The organism is Gordonia sp. NPDC003376, assembly GCF_053589235.1.
The window spans coordinates 1-19,680 of sequence record NZ_JBSFRM010000023.1 but is presented as its reverse complement, the minus strand read 5'-3'; the positions used below and the strand labels follow the sequence as shown (position 1 = coordinate 19,680).

Genomic DNA, 19,680 nt, shown 5'->3' with positions numbered 1-19,680 from the left:
GGCAGACGGGCGATGGCTCAGCCGACCGCGACCGGTGCCGCGGCCCCGACAAAGGCGACGATCTGCAGGCCGCCCGGATTGGTCTGCAGCGGGACCTCTTTCCAGTTGTTGGTGACCCATACATTGCCGGAGGGATCGACGATGATCCCGGTGCTGCGGGTCAGCCCGTCGAAGAAATAGCCGAGTCCGTCCGGCGAGATCGCATCACCGGTCCGGCTCCCCGGCGGGCAGGTGGACGGGTCGGCGCCACAGAACTTCGACATGCGCTGACCGACGAAGTTGCCCACCCACACGTTGCCGTCGCCGTCGGTGGTGATGCCCCACGGGACGGTGATGCCGCCGCCGCGTAGTGGACCGGCCAGGGTCTGTCCGGTGGGGGTCAGTGCCGCGACCGAACCGAGCGATGCGGTTCCGGTGGGCCGGTCGGGGCACGGCAGCGTGATGATCCCGGAGTTGGCGATCCACACGTTGCCGTGCCGGTCGGTCGCCAGGCCGAGCGGATTGTCCACCTGTGGCCCGGAGATCGGGCTGCGCAACGGGTGTCCCTGCCGGTCGAGTATCGCGATCTTGCTGTCGGCGAGACCGCTGACGAACAGGGCGCGTCCGTTGTCGACGATGTGGAACGGCTGCTTCACCCCGGCGGGGACGTTGCGGGCGCGACTCGGGTCGCCGTCGGGGTAGACGGTGAGGGAATTGTTGCCGCAGTTGGTGGTCCAGACCGCACCGGTGCGGTCGGTGGTCATGCCCTGGGGCCAGTCGATCTGCCCCTGCGTGAAACCGGTCGTGGGGGAGAGTGCCACACCGTCGGGCGAGAACTCCGACATCGAGTTGTGTGGCGGCTGATCTGCCGCCGGACACCCGGGTTCGGGGGCGGCGAACCCGAAGTTGCTCACCCAGATGTTGTCGGAGTGGTCCCGGGTGATGCCGTAGCCGGCCCCGCTGAGTCCGCCACCGGTGAACGGCCGGCCACCCACCAGCGTGCCGTTCGGGGAGAACCGGAAGAGATATCTGCTGCCGCATACCGGGGTCCGCGGATCGCTCGCATACTCGTAGTTCGCATTCACCCAGATGTCGCCCCGCTTGTCGATGGTGAAATTGCCGGGCCCGGAGAGCAATCCGCCACCACCGTCGAATCTCAACGCCAGCGTCCAGGCCACCGGTGGGACCACGAGTGCGCCGGGACTGCGTGCTGAGCGCAGCGACACCGCGAACACCTCGGCGACCTTCGACGAGGGGCTCTTCGCGAGGTTCGCCAGCCCGGCCGTGATGGTGCCGGGCCGGCCGTGTGTGGCCGTGGTGGTGGCCCGACGCAGTGCCACGCATCCGGCGGTGGCCGTGGTACAGGCCGCGACCGCATCGGACAGCGAGGTGAACGCGGCCATCGTCGAGGTCTGCGTGCCGTTGGGCGAACTGCGCAGCACCTTGCCGATCCGGCCGGTGACCGGATCGGCGAGATCGCCTGCCATCGTCGCGGCGTTGCGCACACCCGGAGCGGGCCCACCGATACCCCGCCCTCCGGTATCGCCGTCGCCGATGAACTGCGCCATGCCGTATCCGGCTGCCACGGTGGTCCGCTCGTTGACGGTGATCTGCCCCGGTACTTCCGGGCTGATCGAGGCGAGCGAGAGGAACGATCCGGGTTGTCCAGCGGGAGTGGCGGTCACGTAGAACGCCTCACCGGAGCCGGGGCGCGCCGTGGGCCGCAGGGTGAACCGGCCGTCCGACGAGGTGAGCGCAGTACCGGCAGGCCGTGCGGTGCCCCTGGCCGCGCCGGTGATCCAGGCCCGCACATCCCAGACCCGCGGTGTACCCACCGTGGCCACCGTGCCGGTCACCGTCGACCCGGGCGGATCGGCAGGTGCCGGTGGTGCGGTGGCGACCACCGCCGAACCCAACAGCAGGGCGGTCACCGCGGTGACCGGGGAGATCCGTCGGATACGCACTGATCCTCCGATGTTCCGGTGGCGCGGTCCGGCCTGCCCCGCGGTGTCGAGGGGCAGCGTACCGGGCATCCCGGGCACGGGGGCGGCTATCGACGATCCGGGTTGCGCTGTCGGCGCAGATCAGGCGGCCGTGGGCGACACCGGACGCTGCCGGACGAAGACCGCCACCGGGAGCGCGGTCACCAACAGGATGATCGCCCCGACGGTGAGCGCGGTGTGGGAGGCATCCGTGAACGCCTGCTGCACCGCGTCGTGTACCAGCCCGACGATCCCGCTCGGCAGTGCGTCCGCGGAGGTCTCGCCGCGCTCCGCACCCGTCGACACGGCGTCGACGACCGGGCCGGGGAGGTGTGCTGCGGTGAGGTCGTCGACGAGATTGGAGGCGAAGGCACTGGTGACGATGGTCCCGAGAATGCTCGCCCCCAGGACGTTGCCCACCTGCCGGAACATGTTGACCGCGGCGCTGGCCATCCCTGCCTCGGCCGGCGGCACGCTGATCACCGCGGCGGCCGTGGTCGGTGCGACGAGCAGGCCCGCGCCGATCCCGGCGAGCAGCAACCCCGGCCAGATCGCCGAGAACCCCGTGCCGGCCGGTGACGCCGTGAGCGCGAGGACGCCGGTGCCCATGACCACCAGACCTGCGGTGAGCATCACCTTGAATCCGGTGCGCTGCACCAGCTTCCCGGCGATCGCGCTGACCACGATGAATGGTCCGAACATGGTGAGCAGACGGATGCTCGCCCCCAGTGCGGTGAGCCCCTGCACATGCTGCAGATACAGGACCATCACCAGTGCGGTGCCGGTGAAGCCGAGGAATGCGATCGCGGCGGTGACCTGCACGGCGCTGAACGACGCCGACCGGAACAGCCGAACGTCGAGCATCGGATCGTGGTGGCGCCACTCGTGGATGACGAAAAGGGCCAACGCGCCGGCAAAGACGAGGTAGGCGCCGACGATGAGACCGTCCGTGTAACCGCGGTGACCGCCTTCGATCACGGCAAAGGTCACCGCGGCGACGGTCAGAGTGCCCAGGATGACGCCGATCGGGTCGAGCGTGCGTGTGGGGTGCTTGCTCTCGCCGACCAAGGCCAGTGCACCGACGAGGGCGAACGCTCCCAGGACGACGTTGATGAGATAGACCGAATGCCAGGAGAAGTGGGCGAGGAGGAGTCCGGCGCCCAGCGGGCCCACGGCGAGTCCGAGGCCGGAACTGCCGGCCCAGATGCTGATCGCCTCGGTGCGCTGCCGCGGATCGGCGAAGGTGTGGCTGACGATCGCCAGACCGGTCGGTAGGAGCATCGCGCCGCCGACACCCATCACGGCCTGTGCGGTGATCAACAGGCCGGTGCCTGCGGAGAGGCAGGCCAGAGCACTTCCGGCCGCGAAAGTCGCTGCACCGGTGATGAAGACGCGTCGGCGTCCGATGAGGTCGCCCAGGGTGCCGGCACAGAGCACCAGGCTCGCGACCACGAGGCTGTAGGCGCTGGTGATCCACACCGCTGCGGTCGCGGTGGCGTGCAGATCGGCCTGGATGGTGGCCAGTGCGCCGACGGTGGACGACACGTTGACGAACGCCATCATCGTGCCGATGCACACCACGGCGAGGGCCCACCATCGCCCGTGTGGGGCATCCGCCGACGGCGACGTGACGGATTGGTGGTCGGGGCCGGCGAGAGACCTGCTGAGTTGCGTCATAAAACTCATGACACCACGTTGAGTTGCTTCAAGCAACCCGGGTACTCTGGACGCGTGCGCAGAGCCAGCTTCACCGATATGCACTGCTCGGTCGCCCAGACGCTGGAGGTGGTGGGCGAGTGGTGGACATTGCTCATCGTCCGCGACGCCCTGTTCGGGGTGACCCGGTTCGACGAGTTCCAGGATCGTCTCGGTATCGCCCGAAATGTGTTGACCCAGCGTCTCGACACTCTCGTCGAACACGGCGTGATGGACAAAGTGCCCTATCAGGACAAGCCGGTTCGCTACGACTACCGGCTGACCGACAAGGGCAAGGATCTCTGGCTCGTCATCGCGGCACTGCGACAGTGGGGTGATCGGTGGGCCGCGCCCGACGGCGCGCCGGTGGTGCTCATCCACGGTGGCTGCGGTCAGGAGGTGGAGGTGGCCCCGACGTGTTCGTCCTGTGGTGAACCGCTGGAACGGTCGGCACTGTTGCCGCACATGGGGCCCGGCGCGCACGGGTTCGATCCGAGGCCCGTGTCACGCTCTGCACGGTAGTTCGAGGGTTGCATGAAGAAACCCGCCTGATCTAGGTTGGGTTCTATGAAGCAACTCACCCGTTCGCTCTCCGATGTGTTCGCGCTCATACCGAACGGTGACGGCACCTGGCATGCCCACGTCGACCCGACCTGGCGCAGCTGGACGGGTCCGCACGGAGGAGTGATCACGGCGTTGGCCACCGAGGTCGCGCAGCGCGAACTGCCCGAGGTGGCCGTGCGTACCGTCGAGATCAGGTTTCTCGGCCGACCCGACGACGGCGACCTGGTGCTGCGACCGCGGATCCACCCGCTCGGACGCCGCACCACGATCGCCGACGTCGACGTCACCCAGGGTGACCATCTGGTCGCACGAGCGTCGGTGACCCTCGGCCACCTGGGTGACCCCCATCCCGACGACCGGATTCCGTCGACACCGTTGACAGTTCGCAACGCAGAGGACTGTGACCGATTCCTGGTCCCACCGGATCTGCTCCCGATGGGGCAGCATCTCGATGTGCGTCCCACCGACGGCCCGCTCCCGATCACCGGATCGGACGAGGCGTGGATGCGGATGTGGTTGTCCACCATTCCCGAACTGCCCGTGGACGCGGCGAGTCTCGCGATCTTCGTGGACGCCCCGCCACCCGGGCTGTTCCCCACACTGACCGCGCCCGTGGCCATTCCGACCGTCACCCTGTCGATGACCATCACCGCCGACCTGCGTGATGTCGACACCACCCGCGTCCTCGTGCACACCGCCAACACGTCGTCGATCGGCGGCTGGGCCGTCGACGACACCGAGGTCCGAGATCGGCACGGGCTACTGCTCGCGACCGCCCGACAGAGCCGGCGGGTGGTCCGTCCGAGGGCGTGATGGACTGCGGCGGAACCGGAACGGCACCTCGGAGCGCGGATCGGATGGGGCATCCGCTTCCACCCGCTCCGAGGCGCCGATTCCGTTCGGGGACTCAGCCTTCCAGGGAGTACTTGTCGATCAGCGGCGCCAGGAGCTCGGCGGCGCGGGTGCCCGTGATCACATCGGCCTTGTCCACCTTGGTGATCTGCTTGGAGGAGCTGTCCTCGTAGACGTGCTCACCGATCATCCGCACGTCCTCGTCGTAGGGCCAGACGAATGCCAGCGTCCGCCGGACGAGGTAGTAGGCATCCGGGTCGTAAGCACTCTCGGCGGCATCGTCCCCGATCGAGGCGAACACATTGTCGCCAAGCATCTTTCCGGGGACGAACTGGTTGAACTCGGCCTCCCCGGCAAACCCCCAGTCGGCGACGGCCATCTTCTGGCGTCCGGTCCACATGACGAGCATGTCGATGTCGGCGAGGGTCCGGTAGAACTCGTGGACCTGCTCCATCCCGTCGAGGATCACCCCCTGGCCTCCCTCGAACAGGCGGTAGTGCGGGTGTCGGACGGTCATGTTCTCGGCGAGCAGCTCGTCATACCGGCCGGACACCTCGAGGAGCCCGTGGCGGCGGTAATTGACCAGGATGCGCCGATGGGTGGGATTCTTCTCCTGCTCGATCAAGGTGTCGATGTCGTCGAACATGTGCACCAGCTCATGCTCGTAGGGGGTCTGCGGCGCGGCGGACTGTTCGGTGGAAGCGATGGTGGTCATGGATTCTCCTGGTGGTGCGGTGGCGGCGGATCGCTGTCCGGCGCCGGATGGGCTGACGGGAAAGGTGGTTCAGAGGTAGCGACTGAGGTCGGGGTATCCGCCGATCTCGTAGCCACCGTCCACGACGAGGCTGGTTCCGGTGATGTAGCTCGCGGCCGAACTGGCAAGGAACACCGAGGGTTTGGCGAGCTCCGAGGGATTCGCCGGACGCTTGATCACGGCGTTCTCGTTGAACTCGCCCATGATGCCGTCGTTCTGGATGATGAAGCCGGCCATCGGGGTGTCGACGAGGCCGGGAAGCACGGTGTTCACCCGGATGTCGTGGCGGGCGAGTTCGAGCGCGGCGTTCTTGCTGAACATCTCGACACCGGCTTTGCCTGCCGCATAGGCACTGCCGGCGTACAGCGGCATGTGGGCGTTGACCGACGCGATGTTGACGATCGCCCCGCCCCTTGCCGCCTGCGATCATCGACCTGGCGGCGTACTTGGTGCACAGGAAGACCCCACGCAACACGACGTCGATGGTGAAGTCCCAGTCCTCGACCGCGAGGTCGACGATCGGTGCCGGTCGCAGGGCGCCCGCGACGTTGAACAGGCTGTCCAGCGGCCCCTCGAGCTGGACCTCCGCGTGGGCCACCGCCTCCTCGACCTCTCCCGGATCGGTCACGCTGCCGGCGAAGGGCACGTAGGCGTCACCGAATTCCTTGGCGCCGAGCGCCATTCCCTCGGCATCGAGATCGAGGGCCAGGACCCGACCGCCCTGCGCGATGACCTCGGTCGCGATGGCCTTGCCGATCCCGGAGGCCGCACCGGTGACCAGGGCGCGCTGCGGAGGGGTCGATACGTTCGTCATTGATTGTTCTCCCAGAAGACGGTGGATCTCGACGACCAGGCCGGCCGCCGTCGTGAGAGGCGTGCCGGACCGTGTCGATTGAGTTGATGCTTTGCACTGCATCGGTTTTCGGATCGGCGCCGGGGCTGCCGGTCGCGCATCACAACCTTCTCGCACACCGACTGTGATGTCCATTACATTCCCGAAGTCGATCTGTTAGCCTGATGCTTAACCTGCCAGGTAGAAGGAGTGCACCACCCGTGGCATCCGAAATGGCATCGGCCATCGATCTGAATCTGCGACAAGTCCACTACTTCGTCGCCGTCGTCGACGAGGGGCACCTGGGTCGCGCGGCAGACGCGCTGTACATCAGCGCGCCGGCGCTGTCGCAGCAGATCCGCAAACTCGAGAGGCGGCTGGGTACCGAGCTTCTGGATCGCTCGGCGCATCCGTTGCGCCCGACACGGGCCGGAGATCGGCTACTCGCCGAGGCGCGCGTGTTGTTGCAGTCGGCGACGCGTGCGGTGGAGGCGGTGCGAGACGAATCTGCGCGATTGCGGATCGGATTCATGACCGCGTCCATGACCCCGCAAGCACGCCGTCTCCTCGCCCAGTTGCGTGACCGGCATCCCGAATGCGAGATCGACCTTGTCGAACTCGCCTGGGACAAACAGGCATTCGCGGTTCAGAAGGGTGTGGTCGACGTTTCGTTGATGCGGCCGCCGGTCGCCGATCCGGAAGGTCTCCGGTTCGATCTGCTGTGTCGCGAGGGTCGAGTGGTTGCTTTGCCGGTGGAACACCCGTTGGCCCAACGGGACTCGGTGATGCTGGCGGATCTGGACGGAGAGGTGCACGTCACCGACGACGCGGCCGACGCGGTGTGGGTCCGATGGTGGGCGTGCGATCCCCGGCCGAGCGGGCGGCCGGTGGTCTACGGCCCGTCGGTTCACACCATGAGCGAGTTGCTGGAGGTGGTCGCCGACGGGAACGGGATCTCGATCACCGGCGAGTTCGTTCCGTCCGCCCACGTCCACCCCGAGGTGGTCTTCGTCCAGGTGTCCGACGTCGAGCCCTCGTCACTGTGCCTGTGCTCGCGGTCGAATGACTCCTCGCCGATGGTTCGGGCCGCCAGAGAGGTGGTCCGGGCCTTCGGCGGTGCGACGAAGGATCACGCCTGGACGTGACCTCGCCATGGCGAGGTCAACTGTGCTGTCGAGACCCTCGGCATCTTGCGATGGTACGTGCCCGCATCGGGTGGTGGTTGCGTTCCGGGTTCGGCCGGCGGGGGTTTCGACTCGACTTGTCGCTGCGCTCCGCGTCGGCTCAACCATCGACTGCGGTGTGATGGTCCGACTGTGTCGGGCTCGATCCGGCGGAGGGAGCGGAACGTACTGGTGGTTGACAGGTCGTCCGGCTGTCGGGCTCGATCCGGCGGAGGGCGCGGAGTTCTTGGGTGGTTGAGCAGGTCGTCCTCGCGTAGCGAGGTCGCCCGGTCGTCGAAACCTCTGTGGCCGGCGATGGATTGTGTCCGCGTCGGCCGGACCATCGACTGGGGTGTGATGGTCCGATTGTGTCGGGCTCGATCCGGCGGAGGGGTGGAATCAACCGGCGGCAGGCGCGATGGTGCGACTGTCGCCGCGGAACTCGGCCACCACATGGTCGCCACACCGCACCGTGACGTCGTAGATACCGTTGCGGCCGAATCGTTCCCGCTCGATGGCCTCGGCGACGAGCGTGTCGCCGAGGCGGGTCGGACGAAGGAAGCGGATGTCGGCCCGTGCGGCGACCGCGGCATCCGAACCGCTGTTGCAGGCCATCGCGAATGCGGTGTCGGCGAGGAGGAACACGAAGCCACCGTGTGTCATCCCATGACCGTTGACCATGGTTGCGTTGATCTGCATGGACATTCGCGAACTGCCCGGACCGAGCTCTTCGAGCACGATCCCCGACGAGTGTGATGCGACGTCGGCGTCGAACATACGGCGGGCGATCGGATGGTCGGTGACAACCGGGGAATCGGAGGCTGACATGGGTCAGTCCAGTTCCGGCTTGGCCACCAGGGTCAGGACGTCGTAGGTGGCGACCGGGTCACCGTTCTGGTTGGACACCACGGCATCCCACCTCACCTCGCCATAGTCGGCACTCTGCCTCGGGGTGATCTGCTTTGCGGTCAGGGTGACGGTGAGAGTGTCGTCGGCCTTCACCGGGGTCAGGAAGCGGAGGCCGTCGACACCGAAGTTGGCGAGCACTGGCCCCGGCGCGGGATCGACGAACAGTCCGGCCGCCAACGACACCACCAGGTATCCGTGCGCGACGATCCCGCCGAACAGTGGATTGGCCGCGGCGGCCTCGGGATCGGTGTGCGCGTAGAAGGTGTCGCCGGTGAACTCCGCGAAGTGGTCGATGTCGGCGCGGGTGACGTGCCGGTGCCCGCCGACGATGGTGTCGCCGAGGCGCAACGCTCCCAGATCCTTTCGGAACGGGTGGATCTCGGATTCGGCGCGGTCGGCACCGGTCACCCACTGGCGGCCGACCGCGGTGAGCACATTCGGGGTGCCCTGGACCGCGGTGCGCTGCATATGATGCAGGATGCCGCGGATGCCACCGAGCTCCTCACCGCCGCCGGCACGACCGGGACCGCCGTGCACCAGGACCGGTAGCGGAGAGCCGTGACCGGTGGATTCCCGGGCATTCTCGGCGTTCAGCACCAGCACACGACCGTGGTAGGCGGCCAGTCCGCGGACGATCTGTCCGGCGAGAACCGAGTCCCTGGTCACCAGGGACGCCACCAGGCTGCCCTTGCCGCGTGCGGCGAGGTCGACCGCGTCGTCGGCGCCGGTGTAGCCGATGACCGTTGCCACCGGGCCGAATGCCTCGATGTCGTGGGGCTCGGGTGCGTTCTTGTCGGTGGCACGCAACAGGATCGGTGAGAGGAACGCGCCGCGTGCGGGATCGGCGCCGACGACGTCGACGTGCTCGGGATCGCCGAAGACGATCTCGGCCGACTTGGTCAGTCCACGAAGCGAGGTCAGGACCTCGTCGCGCTGCTCGAGTCCCGCGAGCGCACCCATCCGGACGTGGGGATCCGCCGGGTCGCCCACCACCACCTCCGCCAGTCGTTCGGATGCGGACGCCACGACCGCATCGACGAGGGAGGCAGGCACCAGTGCGCGTCGGATGGCAGTGCACTTCTGTCCGGCCTTGGTGGTCATCTCCGTCACGAGTTGCTCGACGTACAAGTCGAATTCGGGATCGGCGGGAGCGACGTCGGGACCGAGGATCGAAGCGTTGAGCGAGTCCGCCTCGGCGGTGAAGTGCACCGCGGCGGAGACCACCTGTGGGTGGGCGCGCAGGATCGCCGCGGTACCCGCCGACCCGGTGAACGCCACCGAGTCCTGGCCGTCGAGATGATCGAGGAGATCGCCTGCGCTCCCGCACAACAGTTGCACCGAACCTTCTGGCAGCACACCGGATTCGATGATCCGACGGAAGACGAGTTCGGTGAGGTAGGCGGTGGTGCTCGCGGGTTTGACGATCGACGGCACGCCTGCGATGAAGGCCGGGGCGAGCTTCTCGAGAAATCCCCACACGGGGAAGTTGAAGGCGTTGATCTGCACCGCGACCCCACGTCGCGAGGTGTGGATGTGCCGTGCGACGAATGTGCCGTGCCTACCCAGTACTTCGACAGCACCATCGAGGTGGACGGTGTCGTTCGGCAGTTCCCGGCGAGCCTTGCTCGCATAGCTCAGCAGGGTGCCGAAGCCGCCGTCGATGTCGATGGCCGAGTCGCGTGTGGTGGCACCGGTGTGCCGGGACAGTGCATGGAACTCGTCCTTGCCGGCCATGAGGGTGAGCGCGAGCTGCTTGAGCAGGGCGGCGCGCTCGTGGAAGGTCAGCGCGGCCAGTGCCGGTCCACCGACTTCGCGTGCGTAGGTCACCATCGCCGCCCGGTCGAGTCCGGTGGCCGAGATCCGGGCCACCTCCGAGCCGTCGACCGCGCTGTGCACGGGCACACCCCGATCGGTTGCGCCACACCAGCGGCCTTGCGTGTAACTCTCGAGCAGAGTGCTCACATCCGACTCCATCCACCGTCCATTCGGTCGGTAATTACGATGGGCCGGACGGCGGTGGATGTCAAGGGCGTTCGTCAGGGGGTGGTGCGGCCCAACCCCTCGAAGCTCATCCGGACTATCGCGTCGGCGATGGTGTCGGCGTCGGCGCCGGCACGCGGCCGGTACCACTCGATGAGCGAGTTGACGGTGCCGAACAGCAGGCGGGCGACGAGGGCCGGATCGATGTCGGGGTCGAGGTCGCCCTCCTGCGCGGCCTGTTCGACGAGGTCGGTGACGAATGCGTCGAATTCGCGCCGGCGGGCCAGGGCGCGGCGTTCGACGGCGCTGTTGCCGCGGACCCGAAGTAGCAGGGTGACGTACGGCAGCTCGGCGATCAGGATCTCTACACTGCGTCTGACCAGGTACTTCAGCCGATCGATATACGGACCCTCGGTACTCGGGGACTCGGTGGTGGCCGCGAACAGCGCGTTGAGGGCGCGGTTCAGTGCGAGCTCGAGCAGTTCTTGTTTCCCGGATACGTGGTGGTAGATCGAGGACTTGCTGAGGCCGAGTCGGTCGGCGAGAACGTCCATCGACGTCCCGTCGTAGCCCTTCTCGTTGAACACCTTCACCGCCACCGCGAGCAGCGAGTCGAGGTCGTATCCCGGGCGACCGGGTTTGCCGGTACGGCGCGTGACGGGTCTGGTGCTCATGTCGCCATCCTTCCACTCGTGGGGGTGCGGAATGGGGCACAGCGTCGACGGGGTCTTGATACCGACCGAAGGTTCGGTTATTAATTGTTCGTACACCCCGAGGAATCACGGCTGGCACTGCGGCCGACGAAGACCCCACGTCGACGCGCCCACGACGCGCACGCGTGGGCCGACGACACGCGCAGGCGGTGCGCTCCGGGTCCGAGGGCGAGCACGAACGGATGACCGCATGTCTGGAGAGGAAACGATGAGCGACAACCCCCGCCCAGGTCGGCGTGATCGGAGGTGGACGGATGGGTGGGGGATCGCGCAGGTCTTCGCGGGCCTCGGCGCATCGGTGACGCTCGCCGAGGGCCCGGAACGCGTACGCCGCTGGGTGGCGGCGTCGGCCGCGCCATGGAACTCGGCCACCGGCATCCGACGGGTCCGATACGCTCCACCGACCGGGTCGGTCCGGATGTGCGGCCGGCCGTCGCCGACCGTCTCGCCGACACCTTGGGTGACCGATTCGCCGCACCGGAACTCCTGCGCGACAGAGTCGTCCGCGGTGAGCTCGCCGCGCAAGTCCGGACGCGGATTCTACGACTGGGAGGATGACCGACGATGACCGTGACCATGGAGGTGAGCGGCGCCCTGGCGACGATCACCATCGACCGCCCCGCCGCACACAACGCGCTCGATCTGACCACCAAGACCGCATTCCTGCGGGCGGTACGTGCCGTCTCCGAGGACGACTCGGTCCGGGCGGTACTGCTGCGTGCCGAGGGCGAGAACTTCTGCGTTGGACAGGATCTCGGTGACCACGTCACCGCACTCGAGGCCGACGCGACCACCGCAATGGATACTGTTGCCCAGCACTATAATCCGCTGGTCGAAGCACTCGAAGCTCTGCGCGTCCCGGTGATCGCGGCGATCCAGGGCGCTTGTGTGGGGGCCGGATGGGGTATCGCGCTGACCGCCGACATCCGCGTGGCGGGTACCCGTACCTCGTTCGCGACCGCCTTCACCGGTATCGCCCTGGCGAGCGACTCGGGCCTGAGTCGCGGCCTGGTGGCCATCCTGGGCCCCAGCCGGGCATCCGGTTTGATGCTGTTGGGCGACAAGGTGTCCGCAACACAGGCGGCCGACTGGGGCCTGGTGCATCGACTCGTCGACGACGCCGACGTGCAGGACGTGGCCCAGGGAATCGCCGAGACCCTGGCCGCAGGCCCCACCGCGGCCTTCGTCGAGGTCAAGGATCTCCTGCGGGCGTCGGACGCCACGCTCGCCGAGACCCTCGAACGAGAGGCGAGGGCGCAGTCGCGGCTGGGCGCCACCGCTGACCACAAGGGTGCGGTCACGGCCTTTCTCGCCAAGACCACCCCACGGTTCGTCGGGAGCTGACCCGGGACGGGCGCAGGCGCCCTTGTGTCCCGGGTCACTTTCCCGCATACTATTACCGACCGATTATTCGGTATTGAAAGCAGGCTCGATGTCCACCTCGAATCTCATGGACACCAACGTATCCGACGATCTGGCAGCACAGTTCGACCAGACCGTCTCCGACGGCGCACGAATCGAACCCCGCGACTGGATGCCCGACGGCTACCGCAGCACACTGATCCGTCAGATCGCACAGCATGCGCACTCGGAGATCATCGGGATGCAGCCCGAGGGGAACTGGTTGACCCGTGCCCCGTCGTTGCGCCGCAAGGCGATCCTGATGGCCAAGGTCCAGGACGAGGCCGGTCACGGCCTGTACCTGTACTCGGCCGCCGAGACCCTGGGCGCCGACCGGGCCGACCTCACCGGCAAACTCATCGACGGACGCCAGAAGTACTCCTCGATCTTCAACTATCCGACCCCGACCTTCGCCGACGTCGGCACCATCGGCTGGCTGGTCGACGGTGCCGCGATCTGCAATCAGGTTCCGCTGTGCCGCACCTCGTTCGGTCCGTATGCCCGGGCGATGATCCGGGTCTGCAAGGAGGAGTCCTTCCATCAGCGTCAGGGCTACGAGTTGCTCATCACGATGATGCGGGGCACCCCCGCGCAGCGGCGGATGGTCCAGGAGTCGGTGAACCGATGGTGGTGGCCGGCGCTGATGATGTTCGGCCCACCCGACGACTCCTCACCCAACACCGCGCAGTCGATGGCGTGGGGGATCAAACGCCACACCAACGACGAACTGCGCCAACGCTTCGTCGACATGAGTGTTCCGCAGGCCGAGGCGCTCGGCGTCACCTTTCCCGACCCCGACCTGGTGTGGAACGCCGACCGCGGCCACCACGACTTCGGCGAACCCGACTGGAGCGAGTTCATGGAGGTCGTGAAGGGCAACGGGGCCACGAACATCGAGCGCATCGCGGTGCGACGTGCCGCCCACGAGGACGGTGCCTGGGTTCGGGACGCCGCCACCGCATGTGCCGCCCGGGAACGGGAAGACGTCCGATGAGCCGGATCCAGGCCGAATGGCCACTGTACGAGGTGTTCATCCGTGGTAAGCGGGGACTCAACCACGTCCACGTCGGATCGCTGCACGCGGCCGATGACGCGATGGCCCTGCGGCATGCGCGTGACGTCTACACCCGGCGCAACGAAGGGGTGAGTATCTGGGTGGTCCGCTCCGACGACATCGTCGCCACCAGCCCTGCCGAGAAGGACCCGTTCTTCGCCCCGAGCGGCGACAAGGTGTACCGACACCCCACCTTCTACGACATCCCCGATTCCGTCCCCCACATGTGAGCGTGACCTGATGACCGAACATGACCATCTCCACACCGACCACACCGACCACACCGCCGGGGACCACACGTACGGGGGACTCGACGATCCGGAAACCCATGGACAGTGGGCATTCGGAACCGGCTTCGACGACCCACTCGCCGGCGTCGACACCTCGGTGCCGAACGACGTCGACCCGGCCGCACTGAGTGCCTACTGCCTGATGCTGGGTGACGATGCGCTGATCAGTGCCCAGCGACTGGCCCAATGGTGTGCCCACGCACCCGAACTCGAAGAAGAGGTGGCGCTGGCCAACATCGGCCTCGATCTCCTCGGGCAGGCGCGGCTGCTGCTCGCGCGGGCCGCCGCGGCCGACGATTCGACGGTACCGGTGATCTCGGCGACCTCACCGATCCCGGCCGACGACGCATTGGCCTACTTCCGGGACGAATCGGACTTCCGCAACGTACATCTCGTCGAACTCGTCAACGGCGACTTCGCGCAGAGCATCGTCCGACTGCTGGTCTTCGCCACCTGGCGACTGGCCCTGTTCGACCGCCTCCGGACATCGGCGGACCCCGTCCTCGCCGCCGTCGCGAGCAAGGGGGTCAAGGAGTTGACCTATCACCGCGACTATGCGGCGCGCTGGGTGGTCACCTTCGGTTGCGGGACTGCGGAATCCCGGCGCAGGCTCTCGGCTGCCCTGGCATCGGTGTGGCCCTACGTCGACGAACTGTTCGTCCCCACCACCGAAGAACGCATCCTCGCCCGGTCCGGTGTCGGGGTCGATCCGAGTACCCTGCGCGCCGAGTTCGACGCCGTGATCACGCAGGTGTTGTCTGCCGCCGAGACCCAACTCGTTCCCGGACCCCGGATCGGGAGGGTGGCGGGCCGGGCCGGACGGACCGGACTGCACACCGGGCAGATGGGCTACATCCTCGCCGAGATGCAGTCCGTCGCCCGCGCCCACCCGGAAGGGGTCTGGTGAGATGGACTGCGCCACAACCATCGCCCCCCGAGAGATCGTCGGAGCGGTCCTCGACCCGGAGATGCCGATGGTCACCCTCGACGATCTCGGGATCATCCGGGCGGTCGACGTCGACCCCGACGGGTCCGGCGGAGTACGGGTGACGATCACGCCGACCTACTCGGGGTGCCCGGCGATGGCCACGATCCGGGACGACATCACCGCGGCCCTGAACCGACACGGCCACCTGCAGGTGGAGATCCACACTGCACTGCACCCGGCATGGTCGACCGACTGGATCTCCGAGGCCGGACGACGCAAACTGCAGCAGGCCGGATACTCGGCCCCGGGTGCCGCACCACGTCGTGCCCCGGGCCCCGTCCCGCTGACCCTGACCGTCCGGTCACGACCGGTGCGGTGTCCCCAATGCGATTCCGGCCGAACCGAACTGATCTCGGAATTCGGCGCAACCCTGTGCAAGGCACACTATCGTTGCATCGACTGCGGGGAACCCTTCGACCATGTGAAGGAGATCTGACGATGAGCAGCCCCACCGTCGCCGATCCCACCGTCGCCGATCCCACCGCTGCCGATCCCGTCCCCGACATCCGGTCCAGGATCGGTGAGTCGGTGCGTGAGAATGCCCGCACCCGTCGGTTCCACACGCTGACCGTCGCCGACGTCGAGTCCCTCTGCGACGACGCGGTCGCCGTACGGTTCGACGTCCCCGACGACTTGCGTGCCGAGTTCGTCTTCCGGCCGGGCCAGTCGCTGACGCTGCGTCGCGAGATCGACGGTGTCGAACACCGGCGGACGTATTCGATCTGTGCGGCCGCCGGCGAGTCGCCGAGGGTCGGGGTCCGCGAGGTCGCCGGCGGATTGTTCTCCACGTGGCTGGTACGCGAGGTCCGGGCGGGGGACCGGATCGACGTACAACCTCCCTCGGGTGCCTTCCACGCGGATCCGGGCACCGCCGCCCGGCACCTGCTGATCGCCGCCGGGTCGGGCATCACCCCGATCCTGTCGATCGCATCGTCGGTGCTCGCCAACCCGGCGGCCGCGGTCACCCTGATCTACGTCAACCGACGTACCCGGTCGGTGATGTTCGCCGAGGAACTCGCAGATCTCAAGGACGAGTTCCGATCTCGGATCGAGATCATCCATGTGCTCTCCCGCGAACCCCGGGATGTGGAACTGTTCAGCGGACGCCTCGACCGGGAACGGCTCGGTGAGATCCTGGCATCCGTCGTCGCCGTGGACGACATCGATCACGCCTGGCTGTGCGGTCCGCTCGAGATGGTCGACGGCGCACGTCAGACCCTGCGGGAGTGCGGGATCGGCGCCGACCGGATCCATCACGAACTGTTCTTTGTCGAGGGGGCGGCGCCGGCGGTCGAACGTCACCGCGAACCCGGCGTCACCGGACCCACCAGCGCGGTGACCATCGTGCTCGACGGCAGGGTCGTCACCGGTGACCTGCCCCAGGACGAAACGCTGCTCGACGCCGGTGAACAACTGCGCGCCGACATGCCGTTCGCGTGCAAGGGCGGAGTGTGTGGCACCTGTCGTGCCAAGGTGACGTGCGGCGAGGTGGACATGCGCCGCAACTACGCTCTCGAGGAATCCGAGGTCGACGCCGGTTTCGTCCTCACCTGTCAAGCCTTCCCCGTCTCAGACACCGTGACCGTCGACTTCGACGCCTGACCACCCGAACTGGAGCTCAGCGATGACCAGCACCTTGTCCACCCCGGCCGGCGCTCCCGACACCGCCGACATCGAATACGCCTCACGAGATCAGATCGCCGACCTGCAACTGCAGCGGCTGCGATGGTCATTGCAGCACGCCTATGACAACGTCGAGCACTACCGTCGGGCCTTCGACGAACGGGGCGTACACCCGTCCGACCTGACCGAACTCGCCGATCTGTCGCTGTTCCCGTTCACCGGGAAGGCAGACCTGCGGGCCAACTACCCGTTCGGGATGTTCGCCGTCCCCCAGGACCAGGTGGCACGGATCCACGCGTCGTCGGGCACCACCGGACATCCCACCGTGGTGGGCTACACCGCCAACGACCTCGGCAACTGGGCGGACCTGGTGGCACGCAGTCTGCGGGCGGGCGGTGTGCGTCCGGGCGACAAGGTGCATGTCGCCTACGGCTACGGGTTGTTCACCGGGGGACTCGGTGCCCACTACGGCGCAGAACGACTCGGGTGCACCGTGATCCCGATGTCCGGGGGTATGACCGAACGCCAGATCCAGCTGATCGAGGACTTCCGTCCCGACGCGATCATGGTGACGCCGTCGTACATGCTCACCATTCTCGACGCCATGCTCACCAAGGGCCTCGACCCGGCCGCCACATCGTTGCGCACGGGCATCTTCGGAGCCGAACCGTGGACCGAGAAGATGCGTCACGAACTCGAGCAGCAGTTCGGCATGGACGCCGTCGACATCTACGGGCTGTCGGAGGTGATGGGTCCGGGGGTCGCGCAGGAATGCGTCGAAACGAAGGACGGGCTGCACATCTGGGAGGATCATTTCTACCCGGAGATCATCGATCCGATGACCGGTGAGGTACTGCCGGACGGGTTGCCAGGCGAGCTGGTCTTCACCTCGCTCACGAAGGAGGCGATGCCCATCATCCGATACCGCACCCGCGATCTGACGCGTCTGCTGCCGGGGACGGCGCGATCGATGCGACGGATCGAGAAGATCACCGGACGCAGCGACGACATGATCATCCTGCGGGGCGTCAACCTGTTCCCGACCCAGATCGAGGAGCTGATCCTGACCGTTCCCGCCCTGGCACCCCAATTCCAGTGTGTGCTCGACAGACCGGGCCGCATGGACACCCTGACCGTCCGCGTCGAGTACCGGCCCGAGACCCCGCGCACCGGGGATCGTGCGGCCGCCGACACCCTCCGTGCACTCATCAAGGACAGGATCGGGGTGAACGTCGACGTCCAGATCGCCGAACCCGGTAGCCTGCAACGGTCGACTGGTAAGGCACAACGATTGGTCGACAACCGCCCGAAAGACCAGAAGGAGTTCACCGCATGACGATCCGAGTATCGGTCTGTTATGGACAGCCCGCCGATCCCGCCGCATTCGACGAGTACTACGCGCGCGTCCACATCCCACTGGCCAACGCGATCCCCGGCCTGCAGGAATTCACCTGGGGCCCAGTGGCATCCCTCGACGGATCGACGCCACCGTACTACGCGGTGGCCAACCTGTTCTTCGCCGACGCCGACGCGTTGAAGGCCGGATTGCAGTCAGCCGAGATGGGCGCGGCCGCAGCCGATGTGGCCAACTTCGCCGACGGTGGTGCCACCATGTTCACCCAGGAAGAAGTGTCGGTTCGCGCCGGCTGACCGGGCCGCAGGTCAGCGGATGGCCTTGCGGATCTCGGCGGCCATCGCCTTCGACCCCAGCCGTGTCGGATGCTGGGTGGACTCGTTGCCATGCGGCCACAACCCGTTGAACCACTTGTTCCGGCCGGCACACGCATCGTGTCCCCGGGCCGGACCGACGATGTCGACGTAGGTGGCACCGGCCCGGTGGGCGGAATCGTGCAGCACCCCGTTGAACCGGTCGAAGAAGTCCGCCACGACGACGGCATCGGCGCTGCTCATCGGGGCGTCGGGAAAGCATCCCTTGGCACCGAAGTAGCCGCCGTGACCGACGACGATGACCTGCGCATCGGGGGAGCGGCGGTTGACCTCGGTGAGCAACCGATCGATCCTGGCCGGCAACGCGGCCAGGGTGGTGTCGATCCGCGCGGCCATCCCGGTGTTCGTCCGACACCGGGCGTCGCCGACGAAGGAGAAGCAGGGGCTGATCAGACCGGTCCAGCCGATGTCGTTGCCGCCTACCGATATCGTGATGAGCTTCGTGTCCGCCGACAGCGCATCCACCTGCGGAGGCGCCTGATTCAGTCCGAGGACCCGCTGTCCGTCGAGCACCTGTTCCGACGTCGCACCGCTGCAGGCCACTGTGCGGAACGAGACGCCGAGCTCAGCTGCCAGTTTGACGGGGTATCCATCGGCGGTGCGGGCACAGTGGTCGCCGGGGATGAAGGACACCGCGGTGCTGCCCGTGGCGCGGGAGTCGCCCAGCGCAACATAGTAGGGGGCTGCCGGCGCGGCACACGCCAGACCTGCGGCGACGGTGGAGGACAGCGTGATGAGCATCATCGTCACGATGACAAAGAACGGCTTCACCCGGCGAAAGTAGCGGTAGCCGGCGTTGGGTGCACTACGGAGATGTCGAATTCGCCCGTTCGGTGGACACTGGTGACGTTCGTCGGCGTCGACGGTGCGGGATACCCGGTCGAGACCTGTGTTGCCTGCGCTCGGCAAGGTGACCGCCTCGGAGGTGGTTGGGTTCCGGCGTGGGTGGCAGAGGTTTCGACGGCCGGGCGGCCTCGCTTCGCGAGGACGACCTGCTCAACCATCGATAGGTGTGGGTTGTTCAATCATAAATGGGTGGAATGCTTTTGGTGGTTGAGCCGGTGGGGAGCGTAGCGACTGGGGTTCCCCCGAAAAAGTGGACACGGTTAGCTTGATTGCTGACTTGCGTGTGAGCTGATCTCGAAGTTGATGGGTGAGATCATCCCCAACGAA

Annotated in this window: 19 protein-coding genes and 2 pseudogenes; 12 read left to right on the top strand and 9 right to left on the bottom strand. The window is 67.1% G+C overall.

Going from position 1 to position 19,680, the window contains the following annotated elements:
- Window positions 1-17 precede the first annotated feature (17 nt).
- Both ACWDUA_RS19840 and ACWDUA_RS19835 read right to left on the bottom strand, forming a co-directional pair.
- The gene (locus tag ACWDUA_RS19840) at window positions 18-1,943 is read right to left on the bottom strand and encodes a hypothetical protein (RefSeq protein WP_449752722.1); all 1,926 of its coding nucleotides are present in this window, start codon (window positions 1,941-1,943) and stop codon (window positions 18-20) included.
- A 120-nt stretch (window positions 1,944-2,063) separates the two neighbouring features.
- Window positions 2,064-3,647: an MFS transporter gene (locus ACWDUA_RS19835; RefSeq protein ID WP_449752721.1), complete on the bottom strand. Its 1,584-nt coding sequence runs from the start codon at window positions 3,645-3,647 to the stop codon at window positions 2,064-2,066.
- A gap of 45 nt (window positions 3,648-3,692) precedes the next feature.
- Between ACWDUA_RS19835 and ACWDUA_RS19830 the strand changes: the two genes are divergently transcribed.
- Together ACWDUA_RS19830 and ACWDUA_RS19825 are read left to right on the top strand one after the other, a co-directional pair.
- Complete coding sequence (locus ACWDUA_RS19830) at window positions 3,693-4,178, top strand: winged helix-turn-helix transcriptional regulator (protein ID WP_449752720.1); 486 nt, start codon at window positions 3,693-3,695, stop codon at window positions 4,176-4,178.
- Between the two features lie 45 nt (window positions 4,179-4,223).
- Entirely contained in the window at window positions 4,224-5,033 is an 810-nt protein-coding gene (locus tag ACWDUA_RS19825) for an acyl-CoA thioesterase (protein WP_449752719.1), read from the top strand.
- A gap of 94 nt (window positions 5,034-5,127) precedes the next feature.
- On the opposite strand, the gene ACWDUA_RS19820 is transcribed toward ACWDUA_RS19825, so the two are convergent.
- From ACWDUA_RS19820 to ACWDUA_RS19810, 3 genes and pseudogenes are all read right to left on the bottom strand, one after another.
- Window positions 5,128-5,787: a hypothetical protein gene (locus ACWDUA_RS19820; RefSeq protein ID WP_449752718.1), complete on the bottom strand. Its 660-nt coding sequence runs from the start codon at window positions 5,785-5,787 to the stop codon at window positions 5,128-5,130.
- A gap of 69 nt (window positions 5,788-5,856) precedes the next feature.
- Complete coding sequence (locus tag ACWDUA_RS19815; protein ID WP_449752717.1) at window positions 5,857-6,198, bottom strand: SDR family NAD(P)-dependent oxidoreductase; 342 nt, start codon at window positions 6,196-6,198, stop codon at window positions 5,857-5,859.
- 109 nt (window positions 6,199-6,307) lie between these two features.
- Window positions 6,308-6,640, bottom strand: a pseudogene (locus ACWDUA_RS19810) (SDR family NAD(P)-dependent oxidoreductase); the annotation flags it as partial.
- 239 nt (window positions 6,641-6,879) lie between these two features.
- Between ACWDUA_RS19810 and ACWDUA_RS19805 the strand changes: the two are divergent.
- A complete protein-coding gene (locus ACWDUA_RS19805) occupies window positions 6,880-7,803 on the top strand; it encodes a LysR family transcriptional regulator (protein WP_449752716.1) in 924 nt (307 codons plus the stop codon).
- 417 nt (window positions 7,804-8,220) lie between these two features.
- Here ACWDUA_RS19805 and paaI read toward each other — a convergent pair whose 3' ends face one another.
- The 3 genes from paaI to ACWDUA_RS19790 all read right to left on the bottom strand — a co-directional run bounded on the left by paaI (window position 8,221) and on the right by ACWDUA_RS19790 (window position 11,384).
- Complete coding sequence (gene paaI / locus ACWDUA_RS19800; protein ID WP_449752715.1) at window positions 8,221-8,649, bottom strand: hydroxyphenylacetyl-CoA thioesterase PaaI; 429 nt, start codon at window positions 8,647-8,649, stop codon at window positions 8,221-8,223.
- A gap of 3 nt (window positions 8,650-8,652) precedes the next feature.
- The gene (gene paaZ / locus ACWDUA_RS19795) at window positions 8,653-10,692 is read right to left on the bottom strand and encodes a phenylacetic acid degradation bifunctional protein PaaZ (protein WP_449752714.1); all 2,040 of its coding nucleotides are present in this window, start codon (window positions 10,690-10,692) and stop codon (window positions 8,653-8,655) included.
- Window positions 10,693-10,766: 74 nt separating this feature from the next.
- Window positions 10,767-11,384, bottom strand: a complete 618-nt coding sequence (locus ACWDUA_RS19790; RefSeq protein WP_449752713.1) for a TetR/AcrR family transcriptional regulator — start codon at window positions 11,382-11,384, stop codon at window positions 10,767-10,769.
- A gap of 384 nt (window positions 11,385-11,768) precedes the next feature.
- On the opposite strand from ACWDUA_RS19790, the pseudogene ACWDUA_RS19785 reads away from it, so the two are divergent.
- From ACWDUA_RS19785 to ACWDUA_RS19745, 9 genes and pseudogenes are all read left to right on the top strand, one after another.
- Window positions 11,769-11,991 (top strand): annotated as a pseudogene (locus ACWDUA_RS19785) (3-hydroxyacyl-CoA dehydrogenase family protein); the annotation flags it as partial.
- A complete protein-coding gene (locus tag ACWDUA_RS19780; protein ID WP_449752712.1) occupies window positions 11,988-12,767 on the top strand; it encodes an enoyl-CoA hydratase/isomerase family protein in 780 nt (259 codons plus the stop codon). The pseudogene ACWDUA_RS19785 and the gene ACWDUA_RS19780, both read left to right, overlap by 4 nt.
- Window positions 12,768-12,873: 106 nt before the next feature.
- On the top strand, window positions 12,874-13,818 hold the full coding sequence (gene paaA, locus ACWDUA_RS19775) for a 1,2-phenylacetyl-CoA epoxidase subunit PaaA (protein ID WP_449752772.1): 945 nt from the start codon (window positions 12,874-12,876) through the stop codon (window positions 13,816-13,818).
- Window positions 13,815-14,108 carry a 1,2-phenylacetyl-CoA epoxidase subunit PaaB gene (gene paaB, locus ACWDUA_RS19770; protein WP_449752711.1) on the top strand — a complete coding sequence of 98 codons (294 nt, stop codon included), beginning with the start codon at window positions 13,815-13,817 and terminating at the stop codon, window positions 14,106-14,108. Before paaA ends, paaB begins: the two co-directional genes overlap by 4 nt.
- Before the next feature lie 10 nt (window positions 14,109-14,118).
- Complete coding sequence (gene paaC / locus ACWDUA_RS19765; protein WP_449752710.1) at window positions 14,119-15,075, top strand: 1,2-phenylacetyl-CoA epoxidase subunit PaaC; 957 nt, start codon at window positions 14,119-14,121, stop codon at window positions 15,073-15,075.
- A 1-nt stretch (window position 15,076) separates the two neighbouring features.
- Window positions 15,077-15,592, top strand: a complete 516-nt coding sequence (gene paaD, locus ACWDUA_RS19760; protein ID WP_449752709.1) for a 1,2-phenylacetyl-CoA epoxidase subunit PaaD — start codon at window positions 15,077-15,079, stop codon at window positions 15,590-15,592.
- Window positions 15,589-16,758, top strand: coding sequence for a 1,2-phenylacetyl-CoA epoxidase subunit PaaE (gene paaE, locus ACWDUA_RS19755; RefSeq protein ID WP_449752771.1), 1,170 nt, complete (start codon window positions 15,589-15,591; stop codon window positions 16,756-16,758). The genes paaD and paaE overlap by 4 nt, the downstream gene beginning before the upstream one ends.
- A gap of 22 nt (window positions 16,759-16,780) precedes the next feature.
- Entirely contained in the window at window positions 16,781-18,115 is a 1,335-nt protein-coding gene (gene paaK / locus ACWDUA_RS19750; protein WP_449752708.1) for a phenylacetate--CoA ligase PaaK, read from the top strand.
- On the top strand, window positions 18,112-18,429 hold the full coding sequence (locus ACWDUA_RS19745) for an EthD family reductase (RefSeq protein WP_449752707.1): 318 nt from the start codon (window positions 18,112-18,114) through the stop codon (window positions 18,427-18,429). The genes paaK and ACWDUA_RS19745 overlap by 4 nt, the downstream gene beginning before the upstream one ends.
- Before the next feature lie 12 nt (window positions 18,430-18,441).
- Here the strand turns inward: ACWDUA_RS19745 and ACWDUA_RS19740 are convergent, their stop codons facing one another.
- Window positions 18,442-19,278, bottom strand: coding sequence for an SGNH/GDSL hydrolase family protein (locus ACWDUA_RS19740; RefSeq protein ID WP_449752706.1), 837 nt, complete (start codon window positions 19,276-19,278; stop codon window positions 18,442-18,444).
- Window positions 19,279-19,680 lie beyond the last annotated feature (402 nt).

Bases quoted from the DNA above. Each gene is read 5' to 3' on its own strand.
- ACWDUA_RS19835 (WP_449752721.1), bottom strand. From the start codon at position 3,647: ATGAGTTTTATGACGCAACTCAGCAGGTCTCTCGCCGGCCCCGACCAC.
- ACWDUA_RS19825 (WP_449752719.1), top strand. From the start codon at position 4,224: ATGAAGCAACTCACCCGTTCGCTCTCCGATGTGTTCGCGCTCATACCG.
- ACWDUA_RS19820 (WP_449752718.1), bottom strand. From the start codon at position 5,787: ATGACCACCATCGCTTCCACCGAACAGTCCGCCGCGCCGCAGACCCCC.
- ACWDUA_RS19815 (WP_449752717.1), bottom strand. From the start codon at position 6,198: ATGCCGCTGTACGCCGGCAGTGCCTATGCGGCAGGCAAAGCCGGTGTC.
- paaI (WP_449752715.1), bottom strand. From the start codon at position 8,649: ATGTCAGCCTCCGATTCCCCGGTTGTCACCGACCATCCGATCGCCCGC.
- ACWDUA_RS19790 (WP_449752713.1), bottom strand. From the start codon at position 11,384: ATGAGCACCAGACCCGTCACGCGCCGTACCGGCAAACCCGGTCGCCCG.
- ACWDUA_RS19780 (WP_449752712.1), top strand. From the start codon at position 11,988: ATGACCGTGACCATGGAGGTGAGCGGCGCCCTGGCGACGATCACCATC.
- paaA (WP_449752772.1), top strand. From the start codon at position 12,874: ATGGACACCAACGTATCCGACGATCTGGCAGCACAGTTCGACCAGACC.
- paaB (WP_449752711.1), top strand. From the start codon at position 13,815: ATGAGCCGGATCCAGGCCGAATGGCCACTGTACGAGGTGTTCATCCGT.
- paaC (WP_449752710.1), top strand. From the start codon at position 14,119: ATGACCGAACATGACCATCTCCACACCGACCACACCGACCACACCGCC.
- paaD (WP_449752709.1), top strand. From the start codon at position 15,077: ATGGACTGCGCCACAACCATCGCCCCCCGAGAGATCGTCGGAGCGGTC.
- paaK (WP_449752708.1), top strand. From the start codon at position 16,781: ATGACCAGCACCTTGTCCACCCCGGCCGGCGCTCCCGACACCGCCGAC.
- ACWDUA_RS19745 (WP_449752707.1), top strand. From the start codon at position 18,112: ATGACGATCCGAGTATCGGTCTGTTATGGACAGCCCGCCGATCCCGCC.